General features: G+C 56.1%; 11 protein-coding genes and 4 pseudogenes. 11 read left to right on the top strand and 4 right to left on the bottom strand.

Going from position 1 to position 14403, the window contains the following annotated elements:
- Positions 1 to 165: 165 nt before the first annotated feature.
- Together hemP and NKJ17_RS07260 are read left to right on the top strand one after the other, a co-directional pair.
- Complete coding sequence (gene hemP, locus NKJ17_RS07265; RefSeq protein WP_023678236.1) at positions 166 to 270, top strand: hemin uptake protein HemP; 105 nt, start codon at positions 166 to 168, stop codon at positions 268 to 270.
- A gap of 32 nt (positions 271 to 302) precedes the next feature.
- Positions 303 to 1370, top strand: a complete 1068-nt coding sequence (locus NKJ17_RS07260; protein WP_352687729.1) for a hemin-degrading factor — start codon at positions 303 to 305, stop codon at positions 1368 to 1370.
- Here NKJ17_RS07260 and NKJ17_RS34015 read toward each other — a convergent pair.
- A pseudogene (locus NKJ17_RS34015) lies at positions 1358 to 1486 on the bottom strand (RES domain-containing protein); the annotation flags it as partial. The gene NKJ17_RS07260 and the pseudogene NKJ17_RS34015 overlap by 13 nt on opposite strands.
- A 91-nt stretch (positions 1487 to 1577) precedes the next feature.
- Positions 1578 to 1916, bottom strand: a complete 339-nt coding sequence (locus NKJ17_RS07255; RefSeq protein WP_352687728.1) for a hypothetical protein — start codon at positions 1914 to 1916, stop codon at positions 1578 to 1580.
- Positions 1917 to 2240: 324 nt separating this feature from the next.
- Between NKJ17_RS07255 and NKJ17_RS07250 the strand changes: the two genes are divergently transcribed.
- The 4 genes and pseudogenes from NKJ17_RS07250 to NKJ17_RS07235 all read left to right on the top strand — a co-directional run.
- A complete protein-coding gene (locus tag NKJ17_RS07250) occupies positions 2241 to 3458 on the top strand; it encodes a cytochrome P450 (RefSeq protein ID WP_352687727.1) in 1218 nt (405 codons plus the stop codon).
- Between the two features lie 40 nt (positions 3459 to 3498).
- Positions 3499 to 3690, top strand: a complete 192-nt coding sequence (locus NKJ17_RS07245; RefSeq protein WP_023802013.1) for a ferredoxin — start codon at positions 3499 to 3501, stop codon at positions 3688 to 3690.
- Between the two features lie 355 nt (positions 3691 to 4045).
- Positions 4046 to 4666 carry a nitrogen fixation protein NifQ gene (locus NKJ17_RS07240; RefSeq protein ID WP_352687921.1) on the top strand — a complete coding sequence of 207 codons (621 nt, stop codon included), beginning with the start codon at positions 4046 to 4048 and terminating at the stop codon, positions 4664 to 4666.
- Between the two features lie 145 nt (positions 4667 to 4811).
- Positions 4812 to 5146: pseudogene (locus NKJ17_RS07235) on the top strand (ABC transporter permease subunit); the annotation flags it as partial.
- Between the two features lie 252 nt (positions 5147 to 5398).
- Here the strand turns inward: NKJ17_RS07235 and NKJ17_RS07225 are convergent.
- Positions 5399 to 6564, bottom strand: a pseudogene (locus tag NKJ17_RS07225) (IS110 family RNA-guided transposase).
- Positions 6565 to 6981: 417 nt separating this feature from the next.
- Here NKJ17_RS07225 and NKJ17_RS07220 point away from each other — a divergent pair.
- Positions 6982 to 7230: a hypothetical protein gene (locus NKJ17_RS07220; RefSeq protein ID WP_352687722.1), complete on the top strand. Its 249-nt coding sequence runs from the start codon at positions 6982 to 6984 to the stop codon at positions 7228 to 7230.
- Positions 7231 to 7318: 88 nt separating this feature from the next.
- On the opposite strand, the gene NKJ17_RS07215 is transcribed toward NKJ17_RS07220, so the two are convergent.
- Complete coding sequence (locus NKJ17_RS07215) at positions 7319 to 9889, bottom strand: RNA-binding domain-containing protein (RefSeq protein WP_352687720.1); 2571 nt, start codon at positions 9887 to 9889, stop codon at positions 7319 to 7321.
- Positions 9890 to 10978: 1089 nt separating this feature from the next.
- On the opposite strand from NKJ17_RS07215, the gene NKJ17_RS07210 reads away from it, so the two are divergent.
- From NKJ17_RS07210 to NKJ17_RS07195, 4 genes and pseudogenes are all read left to right on the top strand, one after another.
- Positions 10979 to 11602 (top strand): hypothetical protein, encoded by a 624-nt coding sequence (locus NKJ17_RS07210; protein ID WP_352687718.1) that lies wholly within the window; start codon positions 10979 to 10981, stop codon positions 11600 to 11602.
- Complete coding sequence (locus tag NKJ17_RS07205; protein ID WP_352687716.1) at positions 11595 to 12857, top strand: prenyltransferase/squalene oxidase repeat-containing protein; 1263 nt, start codon at positions 11595 to 11597, stop codon at positions 12855 to 12857. Before NKJ17_RS07210 ends, NKJ17_RS07205 begins: the two co-directional genes overlap by 8 nt.
- A gap of 167 nt (positions 12858 to 13024) precedes the next feature.
- Positions 13025 to 14050 carry a hypothetical protein gene (locus tag NKJ17_RS07200; RefSeq protein ID WP_352687714.1) on the top strand — a complete coding sequence of 342 codons (1026 nt, stop codon included), beginning with the start codon at positions 13025 to 13027 and terminating at the stop codon, positions 14048 to 14050.
- A pseudogene (locus tag NKJ17_RS07195) lies at positions 14026 to 14319 on the top strand (DNA methyltransferase); the annotation flags it as partial. The gene NKJ17_RS07200 and the pseudogene NKJ17_RS07195, both read left to right, overlap by 25 nt.
- Positions 14320 to 14403 lie beyond the last annotated feature (84 nt).

Here is a 14403-nt window from a genome sequence, read left to right as displayed (position 1 = left end):
GCATCCGAATGACCGATTGGCCGATTGCGACAACACCCACAATCGCTCACCACCGCCCGGTGGCCACCGACCGGCTCGATGTGATTCCATCGGCATGTGCCTGCTCGTGTCACTCGGGTCTCGCCGCTCCGATAGCACCCCCGGTTTTCGCGCGGGTGCGACGACGTGCGCACGCTGTCCAGCGACACTTTGTTCACGGGCCAGCAGCAGATCAGGGTCGAGCATTACGGCGCGCCCTATCGGCTGAAGATTCACCGGCAGGGCAGCTGATCCTCACACGTAGGTGGAAGCAGGGGTAAGACATGGACCAGCGCGAGAAACCGTCGCCGGACGAAATCCGGCGGGCGTGCGAAGACAATCCGAAAATCCGGGAGCATGATCTCGCCGCTCGATTGGGCATTTCGGAAGCCGAATTGGTCGCGGCGCATTGTGGTCACGGCGCGGTGCGCATCGAGCCGCGCGTCGATGATCTGCTGACCGGCCTCGAAGCGGTCGGCGAGGTGATGGCGGTCACCCGCAACCAAAGTGCCGTGCACCAAAAGATCGGCGTCTACGACAAAGTGGTCACCGGCAACCCGCATGCCATGGTGCTCGGCGACGAGATCGACCTGCGCATCTTCCCGAAAGCGTGGGCGTATGGCTTCGCCGTCGAGAAGCGCGAGGGAGCCGAGATCCGCCGCAGCCTGCAATTCTTTGATGCCACCGGCGAGGCGATGCACAAAGTACATCTCAGGCCCGCCTCGAACCTGCAGGCCTATCAGAATCTGGCGGCAGAGCTCGCATCCTCCGACCAGGAGCCGATCATATCGGTCGAGGCGAGCGGGGCGCGCGATAACGCAGTGAGTCCAGACCAAGCCGCCACGGTCGACGACCTACGCGAGCACTGGAGCCGGCTGAGCGACGTGCATCAGTTCTACCATATGTTGAAGGCACTGAAGCTCAGCCGCTGCCAGGCGATGCGTATGGCCGACGAGGATTACGCCTGGCTGCTCGACAATGATGCCGTTGGCGCCCTGTTCCAACAGGCGGCCGAAGACGAGATGCCGATCATGTGCTTTGTCGGCAATCATGGTTGCATCCAGATCCATTCCGGCCCGATCAAGTCGGTCAAGCAGATCGGGCCGCGGATCAATGTGCTCGACGAGACCTTCCATCTGCATCTTAGGACCCATCACATCCGCGAGGTCTGGGCCGTGCGCAAGCCGACGAGGGACGGTCACGTCACGTCCATTGAAGCCTATGGCGCCGACGGCAAGATGATCATCCAGTTCTTCGGCACGCGCAAGGAAGGCGAACGCGAGCGCAGCGACTGGCGGTTTCTGGCCGAGAGTCTGCCACGTGTTCCCGGTCCGACCTACAGGGATGTGTAGAGTGCCGACAAGCCCTCGGATTGAACCGGCCGCCATAGGACTCGGCACCACGTCCCGACAGCGGCTCGCGAGGAAATTTAGGTCCATGTGCGGAAAAGCTTGCCGTCGTAGCGCATACGCACGGTCAGATGATGCACGCCGGAATCGACGGCATCGATACAGTCAAGCTAGTCGTCGCCGGACCGCTGCGCACGAGTGCATCGCCGTCTAGCCGGAAATCCTTGCAGCGGCTGCGAGCGATACAACGAAGCGCGGCTCGACCTTGTTGATAATTTCGATCATCGCGCGCAAGCGCCGCCGGGTATTGTCGGACCGCACCCGATCCTTGCGCTGGATCGCGTCGTTGCTCAATCCGGGCCGTGCGAGCGATCTCCTCGCTCGTCGACCGGAAGGCAGTGCAGCAGCAGCCAAGCCGAACAGTCCGATGTCGCGGACTCGACAAACCGACCACGGATGTCGGTTGTCGGACGTTGTCCTAAAAATGATGGACAGGTGATCATCAGCGGCGGGCCTAGTGCAGGCTGGCATTGCTTGGTGCAGCGCCATGGGTACGCCTATCCGGCACGCGACTTGCTTCGACAATTTGATCAGCAGGGCATCAGCAGTGCGTCACGGAGCTCAGAGGTGATTGACCAGCCTCTCAACCCTAACGGGGATAAGCGGCGGCTTTGCTTCATGACCGCAGCGCGGCGGAGATGCCCCTTCTGATCGACTTCGCAACCGATCTCATCCGCGCTGGTGCAGGTGGGCTGTATCAGGCGACAGAATCTAGAAGGCGCCCGACAAGAGACGTGCCCATGCTGGAAATCGACTTTATGAACAGCGGTGCAATCTCAATCGAGCCATGAACGCCAATGTAGAGAAAACAAAATGGCGACCAACCCCGTTCCAGATCATGTCCCGCCCGAAATGGTGAGGGACTTCAGCCTGTTTACATCGCCAGGGATGCCACCAACACCCAACGGGGATCCACACGCAGCTGTCGCTTGCCTACATGACGGGCCTCCGATCTTTTACTCCCGCTACAACACGCAAGATGGCCGGGGTACCTGGGTCATCACCCGTGCCGCGGACCAGCGGAAGGTGCTGCAGGACGCAGAGACTTTTTCCAGCCATCGCAGCATCTTCTCCTCCATACTGGGTGAAAACTGGCCGACGATCCCGCTTGAGCTCGATCCACCGGTCCATGGCGTCTTTCGCTCACTGCTCAATCCGCTGCTTTCGCCAAAGCGGGTGTTGGCTTTGGAACCGGCTGTCCGCGAACGGGCGGTCGAGCTGATCGAAAGGATCGCCGCGTCGGGCACAAGCTGCGACGTGATGAAGGATTTTGCCTTTCCTTTCGCGGTGAGCACCTTTCTTCGCTTTCTGGGGTTGCCCGATGACCGACTCGATACATTCGTCGGCTGGGGGAAAGATCTGCTCCACGGCGACGATAAGGAACGACCTGTGGCTGCCCGGACGATCGTGGCATTCATCGACGAACTTGCAGCCATGCGCCGCCAGGAGGCGGTTGACGATTTCATGACCTTTATCGTGCAGGCACAGGTCGAGGGCCGCCGGCTGACGGACACCCAAGTCCGCGGCATCGGCGTGCTTGTCTTCGTCGCTGGGCTCGACACGGTCGCAGCAGCTATAGGCTTTGACTTGGCGTACCTCGCGCGCAACCTCAAAGATCAGCAATTGCTGCGGAGCGAACCGGACCGCATCCCGCTCGCAACCGAAGAATTGCTGCGGGCCTATCCGCCCATTCAGTTGATCCGTGTGGCTACGAAAGATATCGACTTCGAAGGCGCGCCGATCCGGAAGGGAGACTATGTTTCCTGCGCCACGATGATTGCCAATCGTGACCCGGCGGAATTCGAATGCCCCAACACAATCGATTTGGAGCGGGAGGACAACCGCCACGCAGCGTTTGGCTATGGTCCCCACCGTTGCCTTGGCTCACACCTTGCGCGGCGGGAGATTGTCATTGGCCTGGAGGAGTGGTTGGCGCGCATCCCGGCTTTCAGGATCAAGCAGGGTACGGCACCCATAACCTCTGGCGGCCATGTGTTCGGGATCGAAAATTTGATCCTGGACTGGTCCTAGGCACGCCCCGAGCCGGGGCACAGACAATGGAGGCAGCGCCATGCGCATCATCGTCCAAAATGCCAAATGCCAGGGTCACGCGCGATGCGCGGCGCAAGCGCCGGACATCTTCAAGCTTGATGACGAGGGTTACATCCTGCCTGGTGACATTGAAGTTGCGGAAGGGGAGGAGCTGCCTGCATCGCGAGGCGCGCGATCCTGTCCTGAACGTGCGCTGGAACTCACCCGCTGACGCTTTGAACCGGACCTCATTCAACCGAGAGTCTGGCGGGCCTGAATGGGGTCGACCATTTGGCCGCACTGGAAAGAACAGCACGCGACCTCTGTCCCAGCACAGTCCACGTCCAACTCCGCGGGGGCATTTCCGGCGCCGAGGTCCCCATGAGGCGCAAACGGCAGGGCGGGGGTTCGCGAAACCCTCTTCCAATCATAGAATTTGCGACAGAGCCGAGGACCAGACGAAAATTACCGAACTACTCGACCGCGAGGCGATCCGCGACTGCCTCTACCCGAAGAACTCCCCGACCCATGTTGCGGCCGGCCGGGTCGCTGCATTACTTGATAGGACAACCCAGGAGAACGGCACCATATTTGCCCAACACTATGCCCGGCTCAGCACCGGCCGATGGCCGCAAATCGAGCTGGAGAGGAGGTTCGACCAGCATGTGCTTGCCTGTGTGCTTTCACGTGCGCTCGAGGAGATCGAGGCCGGCGAGGCGACGGCAACGGAGGCAACCGGCCTTTCGCGCGCCGAGCTGCGCGATGTCCTGGCCCGCTGTTTCCCTGCTATTCCTATCAACCCGTTTGCCTTGGAAGAGGTGAGCGAGCCCGAGCCGGATCTGGAGGAAGAACTTCTGCGCGGACTGCTGCTGGCGCATGCCCGGCCGGGCGACCCGGCGAGCGCCCGCTTCGCCAAGATCATCGCCCGGCGTGCCATGCGCAATGACCATCTCTGGCAGGACCTTGGCCTTTTTAATCGAACCGACCTCGGCCGCCTGCTCGCCTCGCATTTTCCCACGCTGGCGGCCGGCAACACCCAAAACATGAAATGGAAGAGATACTTTTACCGCAAGCTCTGCGAGGCCGAAGGTTTTTCGCTGTGCAGCGCGCCCAGTTGCCGGGAATGCAATGATTTCGAAAGCTGCTTCGGCCCGGAGGACGGCGAAAGCCACCTCACACGGATCAAGAACGGCATCGCCTCGGATTGAGAGCCGATTTCGTCAGTCGTACAGCCCCAGCTCTCGCGCCGCGCCATATGTCTGTTGTCGAATGTCGACGGACACCTTCGAGGATTTGAATGCTGTGCCTGCTGTCCGATTGCTCGCGATGCTCGCTTCGGCGGACGCCTTTGTCATGGCGGTGCAGGACCCGACCCGCACCATCGCCGCCGAGCAACTGGTGTTCTCCGGGCCGTTGCTGCTCGCCTGCCTGGCTGGGTGCTATTCGGAGCGGGCCGGCGTCTTCGACACCGGGATCGAGGGCAAGATGCTGGCCGGCGCCTTTGCGGCGCCTCGCGGCCGCGGTTACAGGCTCGGCCCGGCTCGGCCTGGGCGCCACCGTAGCCACCGCCGTCGATTTTTCGCGCTAGTGCACGGTTTCGCCTGGAACACCCATCGCGGCGACCAGATTGTCTTCGGCCTGGCCATCAATTTCATTGCTGCCGCTCCACCATCATTCTCGGCCAGGCTTAGTTCCGGCAGGGCGCGCGCCGGCGCCAACCTCCAGCTCCATCAGCCGCTCGGCGGCAAAGCCAATCATCTCGCGCAAGAGATCTAGCCATACGCATCGGCGGCGAAGCTCCGGGCGGTGGGCCCATTCTACAGCGCGGCGTCGTAAGCCATGTGAGCGACCGGGATCACCACCACCTCGGATCGTTATTGGCAGACGCTATTGCAGCTGCCAAACTTCAATGCTCGTCCTGTCGAACGCTCCTCCATGCTTTATACCGGACGCAGGGCTACTCCCGTCGGGATCTCGCCGGTCGTGACAAGTCGCCAGAAGGCAATCAGTAGCTTGCGCGCCAAAGCCACGATCATTGTCTTGCGCGTACCGCCACGGCCATCGGCGGTTCTCGCGCAAAACCAGTGCGCCAGCGCGCTGTTCTTTTGGAATTGGAGGAACCGCCAAGCCAATAGGATCATGCCGTAGCGGACGCGAGCGTTGCCGGCCCGCGCAAGACCTTTCTCGCGCCTGCGTTGGCCGCTCTCATCCGGCGCCCCGGTAAGTCCGGCATAGCGGGCGACGGCTCGCCGATCACGCAGCCCGCGTGAGAGAATCTCATTCACCACATGTCCGCAGTCTCGATACCGACACCGATGATCCGCGCAAGAAGGCGAACCATCGCGAGCGGACCCTTCTCCGTGTCCGGAACCACCGAGAGCTGCCGCAACCGCTCCTGTTCTATCTCGTGGATTTGTTTACGCAACAGGTGAAGCCGTCCGAGATTACGGCGCAACTCGGCTCGGCTTCGTTCCGGTAGGGGCATACCTTCCGCCGTATGCAGAGCCTCCAGTTTCTCGGCAGCTTTGCGCAGATTGGGTTTGAAGGCGCGAATGCCGAAGCGAGCGAGGATTGCCTTGATGCGGTTGACGATCCGTGTAGGTTCGCGGACGAGATTGTCTCGTTCACGGTTCGGACGGCGGGCCTCCTCCTCATTGATGGTTGGGATGGCTGCCATGCTGCAGTGGCGCTTCTCGCCCCGCAGCCAGCCAAGAAAGGCGCGCATCAGCAGTTCGGTATCGAGGCGATCGGTCTTGGCACGCCGATGTTCACGGGAAACCGCGACGCTCGACGGATGTATGACATAAGCTTCGACAGCGCGCGCCTGGAGCCAGCGCGCCAACCAAAAGCCGTCGCGTCCAGCCTCATAGGCGACAACGATGCGCCGGACTTCACGCCCGGCTTGGATGGCTTCGCTGCGCCAGCGGCGCAACAGCCTGAACACCGAATCCGGGTCGGCATCGAGCTTCTTGAGAGGGTTACGTTCAAAGCCAGGGACCGTCGCAGCAATGAGCCACTTTGTCTGGCTCATCTCAATCACTGCGACCAACGTGCTGTCCTGATCAAGGGCGGTAAGGGATTTGCTTGCATCAAAGGATGGTGACATGGGGCGCTCCTTAGGTAGCTGCTCAACAGCGTCGAGGGTGCCACACGCTCGCCGCCGCCCATAGCATCTACAGCGCCGTTGGAGGGCACGCTCGCGAGCGGCTTCGCTACCGCCGAGCTACACCACCTGTGGGGACGCGACCGATAACCCTCCAGAGGCGCACATGAAATACGTTTTGGCCGTGCTATTGGCCATCGCCTGTTCGGCTAGCAATGCAGCACCAGCGTGGTGCAATTCGATCAACGGAAAGGGCGAGCGCGTTCACGCAGCGAAGATACGTCAGCAGGCCTCAGAGCCATCGAGGTTCGATCCAAACAAGTCGGCACTCTACAAACCGAAAAATTTCAACGCAAATTCAACGCAGGCTTTGCGTAGCTATGTGAGTACCCGGACGACGTAAATAAATTTAGGAGCCTCATGGCAGCTAACGAACGGCAGGCGGCGCAGAATATGCAAGGCTGTGTCGCCACCGACGAAGTCACAGATGTTGTTCAGGTTGATAAAATCGGTGATCGTCTTATCCGGGTATCCTTTGTCAAAAACGGCAAGACATTAGATTTCTGGATTGAAAGCGCTCTTTTCAAACACCGAAACGATTGGCTGATGACCGAGTGTCGAAACGCAGGTGAGAGCTTCTCGGATTGTCTCGATAGCGTCTATCATTAGGTGCGCCTCAACGGTCTCTAACCTCCGATAATACCCACTTATCGCGACCTACATGGCGTATTTGAATGCTCGAAGTCCAAACTCTCCTTTATTGAGGAGCGAGAGTTCTAAACAAGATTTTGAGCCGCGCTGACGTTTTAGCGAAAGACGATTTGAACTCGTCTACCAACTTCGGATTCCGTTGGACGTCAGACTCAAGCTGCTCCAACCTCTGATAACTCGTTTTCAAATGCTCGCGAGTAGTATCGGAGATTCCTTTTCGAGCCCGGAGCTTGGTCAGCCACGCCTCTAGAGCCGACAACGCTGAAAGATATGACCGTTCGGGTCGAAATTTGTAGGTCATTATAGCTTTGTGATGAACTCCGAACATCCGCCGATCGCCGTCGCTTTGTCCATCCGCGTCCATTCCAACTGCGCCTAGCCAGCGGGAAACGAGTGTCCCGTTCAATCTCCATAGTTCCGATCTGTCGGATTGATTGTTATATGTGGCCAAAGCAGCACGAATGTTGTCAAGCCCAAGCGCATAGCTATCGCTTGCTTCTCTGTAGCGTCCCCCTCGTGCAAACTCGTCGCCAATGTGTGAGAAGGCTTTGTTTCTGAGCAAGCTGTACCGACAGCTTTTCAGCTTAGCCTCGGCAACGTCGCAGATTGAGACTATCCCGCGCCAGTCTTTTGAACGCTCACGAAGTGCCAGCCAGCCGTCGAAAAGGTCCCGTTTTTCGCATCCAAGTTCGAATGCGCGTTGAAATGCATCCTCCGCTCCTGGCTCTCGCGCTTCGGACAGGCAACGTCCAAACAGACAATGAAGGTCCGGACTGTCGGGAAGCGATTTAAGTGCCTGCTCGGCTGTGGCCTTCGCTTCTGAAACAGACCCGCCACGTAATAACCCTATCGTTCGAGATATCGCCTGCGCAATAAACGGCCTCTTATGTTGACGTAAGGAAGAAAGTCGATCGCATTCTGACTTAATTTGCTCCCAACCCGCTACCCTTGCTTCTAGGAGCGAGCTGACAAGAAGGAGGGCAACCGGAAGCTTAAACACAGGTCCGCCCGGCAAAGAAGTTTCTATCTCTGTCATGGAAAAGGCCTGCAGGCCTTCTAGAGCTGTCTGAACCTCGAAACGATTAAGCTTGAGAACGCCAGATAGTTCTGTGGACGAAGCCGAATCGAGATAGCTGAGTGCAAGCAAGACCCTACCTTGGTGCGCGGTAAGACGGGATATCTCTTGCTTGAAAGCTGCGACCCTCACGGCCTCTCCATCACTGCCTTTCCAATTCTTGATGGCGTCTCGATACGTATCGCCTAACGAGACAAGTCGAAGGAGAGAAAGTGCGAACAGCGGGGAGCCGCCACTTGCAGTTTCGAGATTCTGTAACTCCGTTGGGCTCGGCTCTTTGACGCGCACTAGCCGCGACTTGTCACCGACGAAAAGCTTAAAATGCTCCCCGTGAAGCCCTTCGATTTGGGTATAAACAGACCGTGATGCTCCAAGATTTCGGCGGGCGGTGACAATGGCCTTCGTTTTAGACATGGAACACATCTGAGTCAGCAGGTGAAATACAAGCTGCTGTTCCTCATCAGCCAAGGTGTCAACATTGTCGACTAAAAGAAGGTAACGGTATTCACTTAAGTGATTGATACAAAGAGACAGAAGTTGATCACGTGACGGTAGCTCTGGGATCTGCTCGGGAGGGCAGCCTGTCTGTCCCAAGAGCTCATACAACATTTTGTCAATATCGTTGAAGTCCACTCTCTGAAGCGGAATATATTCGTTCATTAAGCCAGAATACGTTTCTGCCTTTGCACCAAGCCAAATTACCCTATCAAATTCTGGCAGCGAGTTGAAAATGACACGTTCTGCAAATGTGTAAGCTATAGACGTTTTCCCCAACCCACCCAGACCACAAAGAATATGCACTGGGCTGAACTGATCTGAAAGCCACCGCCACAAGCTTGTTATCTCTGCATCTCGCCCTCGAAGTTCCCCGAGGTCTGGGTCCCTCGCAGGAAGGTTGTTGTCCAAAAAAGGTACAAGGCTTCCGACCTCTGAGACCTGGCGGTCTCCATACAAAAATTCAAAATCCTCTGGAGTCGCAGCCGGGCGACAGGTGTCTCTATCACGGAGATAGAAATCACTTTGGCTGAACGCCTTGCGTCCGTACTGACTTGCAGGCGCGGACTTCTTGAACTGGGCTGGATTCTTGCCGGCAGAACGCTTCGGAATGAAAAGCAACCCTATGTCGACAGCACCGTTCGCGGCAGGATAGGATACTGTGCGATATATAGTTTCTAAGCTGACGCCAGTCGCTCCAGAAATCCGCTTATTAAGGTCTGGCGCGTCAAAGCCTGAATCAAAGCCGGTGAGCGCGCCGCTAGCATCGTCGATCCCAACAACAAGATAGCCGCCGTAGGAATTGTAAAAAGAAACGCAATCCTTAACGATTTCAGAGAATCTCGCACCTGACAATTCTTTTTCCGAAGCAGATTGCTTCGTTTGTGAATTGCGTGGAAGTTCCCTCTTGAAATCCCAGAGAATGGCCTCTTCAGATGAAGCCATGCCGTCTTTGATCAATTCCCTAAGAACGGACACGTCTACCGTTCCGGACGCGATCATTTTCGACATGGTGGAACGACGCTGATATACGCTGTCAATTTTCATAAGCTGATCTCAACGGGGATATAAGTAGACGGCTTGCCGCCTCGGGTGGTGCGGCCTTGAGCATTTGATATTCTTGAGCGTCTCATGTCATGCGTCGATTTCCCCGGGTCGTGTATTCTTAGAGAGTTCCGCTCACCGTTCAATTGCGATAAATCACTGGCTCCGCGAAATACACGGTTATTTTGCGCGCTCGTTTCATTCGCAATTCCCATTCCGCAATATGAAAGATTCAGGATGGACGAAGACCGCGATTGGACTAGGACGGCATAGTGCGTCCTCAGCCAGCACCCAACTTCCTGTGGAATGCCCTGCAGAATTGGCCGGTTGAGCTCGCTTCCCTCCCGCTACCCGGGGAATTTCTTTGACAGCGGTAAACCGGCTTTGGTCCATAGCAAGTTGCCGCTGCCTTCCTGGGTCCCTTGGCCGGGAGGAGGGTGAACGGATTTGGAAGCTTCAACTAAGTATCGAGCGCGATCATCGGATAGCGGCAGAGGCGAGCGGCTTAATGCTGTGACCAATGGCGAGATCAAATGCGAAGCATGCGGGTTCTTCCATAGCGACAGGGCAATGTTTGACGCCCATCACCCCGCCCCGCTCGCCGTTGGCAAGCGGGTCACTCTGCCAGAGCACCTTCAAATTTTGTGTCCCACCTGGCATCGAAGGGCTCACCGAAATCTCGTAATCCCCCTTTCAGCTTCATGAACTTAGAGAATGAATCTCGCTCGGAAGACTGTGACGCATCAACTCGAACGACGACCATAAGTTGGGGCTGGCGACGATCAATGGGGAGGGAAGAAATTTGCAATTGCAAAATTACTTTCCAATGACAAGTTCTCGAGGCGGTCTCGCGGCGCTGCGGTGCTAGGAGGCAAACGCGGGGGACGTGATAGCGTCCCATGCCTAAGAAAGCTTGCGTCTAAAAACGCACGTTCACCGCCGATTGTGACGGGTTGATGCCCAAAATATATGAGACTGTTCGATTTTAGATTGCCTTCTAGCGGCCAGAGGTGGCTATTTCGACTAAACCCCCTTTACAGCTGCCAGCCGGGAGTTGGAATCGCCTATCTCCAATGGGCTGCTGATTCGCACATGCGTGATCCCGACTGTTTCCTATGCAATCCTGATCCTAAATTGCTCGTTGAGAACCATGGTCCAGTTTTCTCCATGGTTGGTCTAGGACCGATTACCAATACCTATGCGATGATTGTTGCGCGAGGACATTCTAAATCTTTCGCGGACTTTGTGTTAGAAAATCCAGAGGCTGAGCTCAGCATTAACTCGTTGAGAGCCCGTCTAGAGCTTATGCGAGGCACTCTCTTGCTGACCGAGCACGGACGAGTTCCGGTATGTCGTGACAATGGCGATCAGCACGACACGCACTGTTTCCACGCCCATGCCCTGCTGTTCGGTACATCTTACGCAATGATCGATGATGTGCGAAGCTTCTATACAAACGAAAGCTCATTTGGGACGCTTGGAGCAGCTCTTGAGTTTGCAAGATATGCATCCAATTATCTCTTAATATCGGGGCGGCCCGGAATCTATAGCGTCCTCACAGAACAACTCAACGCCCCACGGCAGCTGACCAGAACCCTCGTCGCGTTGAAATGCGGGACACCGTACCTGGCTGATTGGCGGAGACACCCTCAGCAAGGAGAAGCGGAAGCAATGGCCGATAGTCTTAGGGCTGGCTTGGAGAGCCATCATGACTGATATTGATGACCTGCTGGGCGCTGTCAAGCGATCAGCGACGAGCCTTCAGGACTCGCTTCGGACGGAACCTACTAACTATTCGTATGCGGGTTGGGGCAAGTTCGTCGATAGCAACTCTCCTGTGTTTCAGATTGGGCCCTATGGGACATGCTCCGGTGTGCTGGCAAACCAGATTGCTTTTCCCGCCACGGACGTAGAGGCGCGCATAAGGGCACAGCTACGGCACTTCTGGGATCAGAAGCCGCATGGAAAGCTTTTCCCACAGAATGTTCGACTGGCCTTCGTCGTTATGACACTCGCCAAATCTACCGACACCGAGTTGGTGGCACTGCGTGATGAGATTGTTGCCGAACTTTTGAATCGCCAAAACGGTGATGGGTCGTGGGGCGACGCCCTTCCTCATGCTAACGCGCCTGCAGGCGGTAGGCCTGATTCAACGGCTTGGGTGACGTTGGCATTTGCGCGAATGAACCGAAATCACTCCGCTGCTCGGAAGGGCGCCGAATATCTGGTGAGTCGGTTAGTTAGGGACAATAAAGCTGAGTTGCTTTCTCCGATAGCGATTGCCGCGGCTGTGTACGCCATTGGTGGTGAAAAAATATCTCCTGAACTCCGCCGACAAGCTATCGCGATCGTCGAAAGCACAAACGTCAATAAAGAAGAGAGGATCTGTTTTTTTGATTATGAAGAATCTGGTGCAGGCGGGCCAGCGGCTGCTCGTGACTACCTCTGCTTTCCAGCTTTTCTGCCGACCTCTTATCTCCTCAATAGTTTGGGTCGGGGTTCGAATTTCTTTGAAAGCATCCGACTTGGTGCGCTTCGAGCAAACGCGGTTACCCGGTTGACCGAGTTGATGAACGGAAATCTCTATCGGCTTCCTGGCGCTCGTTTTGCATCAACGGTTGATCAAGCAGCATATGCCTTGAGCTACGAGCAGATGGCGGAGGCGGAGCGTTTCTCAAGCCTAATTCACCGGATAGCTGCTCCAATTTATCGATGGTCAAAGAAGAGCATTGTCATCAATTTCATACTACCTCTACTGATATTGGTTTCAGCCGTTTTGACTGTTGCAGACCCTACAATTATTCCAAGGTTTTCCGGGATTTTTATTGGAGATAAAGCAAAATCGATGATCGAATTGTCAGCAAAGTACGACACTGTTCTGCAGGTAGGCACAGCGATAATCCTTTATTTACTACCAGGCATTCCTAGGTTGGGGTTCGCACTGGTGAAGCAAAAGCTATTTGGCGAATGATAATTCATGACGCACTTTACGGGAGATTTGAACTCCCTTCATTTCTGGAGGGTTTGCTCTCAACCCCAGAGTTTCGGAGGCTTGCGGAGATACGGCTAATCAACATCAACTCTCCTTCCCTCTCGACGTTGGCTGACGTACGCCGGTATTCGCACACCCTTGGGACAGTGCGACTGGCTCTTCAGAATCCGCTCACCAACTTCGGTCAGGATGAATATCGCGCACTTTTAGCGAGCATAATCGTTCACGACGCTGGTACGCCTGCGTTCGCACATTTGTTCGAGTATCAGCTTCATGACAGATACGAGTGGGATCACGAAAGGGTGGTCCCGGACATATTGCAAATGAGGCATCATAGTGACGCCAGAACCCACCAATTTTTTTCCGCCAGACGACTAGAGTTCGCAAAGTTATGTGAGAAGGCCGATATCGATTTTGATATCGTTCTCGCCATACTGGAGCGACGGCACACCGGGGCAAAGTTGATTTTCGGTTCGATTGATTTTGACAATTTAGACAACGTGACGCGCATGAACTGGATGTTGGGAAACCGCTTTGACATTCAACCCATCCTCGATCTCGCTGCGTCACTCGGTGCCAACGCGTCCCCCAATTTGCTGCTTCCGGAATCGCAGAGTTCGAATCTCGCTCATTGGGCGAAATTGCGCAGGATGGCCTATGAAGTCATCGTCTTCGATGAATTGACGGTGTCAGGTCAGGCCGTCTTGTCTGAGGTCATCGCGGACGCTTTAAGTGATGACACGCTGGCGCTAGAGGATTGGTTCTACACCGACGCCGAACTGATTTCGGTTCTGAGGGCGAGTTCCGCTAGCGCGAAAACGAAATTGGAACGAGATTTCTTCGGGCGTCTCCCGCGGCTGCGAATGATCGCTCAACTCGATTTTTCAGAACATCCTGCATTCAACCTGAGCATTATTCAATTAAACCAGATGATAAAACGGTTCCTTGGCGAAAATCGCGTTTCCAGACCCTATAGCTATGTCCTAAGAGATCGAGGTACCTTCGAAAAGCGCATCGACGCTATTGATCCGTCGACAGGAAATGGATGGTCCTTCGGTAGTCGATCCGATAGCTTGATCTTCTACGGCTTTGGAGGCGGATCAGGACGCACCCTCGTGCCAAAGAAATTGGGGGCTGAATTTATAGAATGGTTGGCGCGAGTGGCATGCTAGTGCGGCGGGATCGTTCTCTTTCGCTCACAGGGGAAGCGGCACTCCGCCGCTTGGGAGAGATTGACTGGGATTTCCCGGCTCAATCTAGTGAATCGGCATTCTCCTCTTTCCACTGGCACCCATGTAGGTTTCCGTCGCAGATTCCATCGATAAGCGTCGGGAGATTTAGCGAAACAAATTCAGTTGTCCTTGACCCGTTTATGGGTTCGGGCACTACGCTGGTGGAAGCTCAGCGCTTGGGGAGGCATTCCGTTGGCATTGACGTCAATCCTGTTGCCTGTCTGTTCGCATCCGCGAAGACGCTTACGCTGACTTCGCGGGAAGTGCGTATCGCCGTAGACAAGTTGCGGCTT

The organism is Mesorhizobium sp. M0208 (genome assembly GCF_040322015.1).
In the GTDB taxonomy this organism is placed as follows: Bacteria; Pseudomonadota; Alphaproteobacteria; order Rhizobiales; family Rhizobiaceae; genus Mesorhizobium.
Note: the sequence above shows the minus strand (reverse complement) of the source record. Positions and strands in the feature narration are given on the sequence as shown.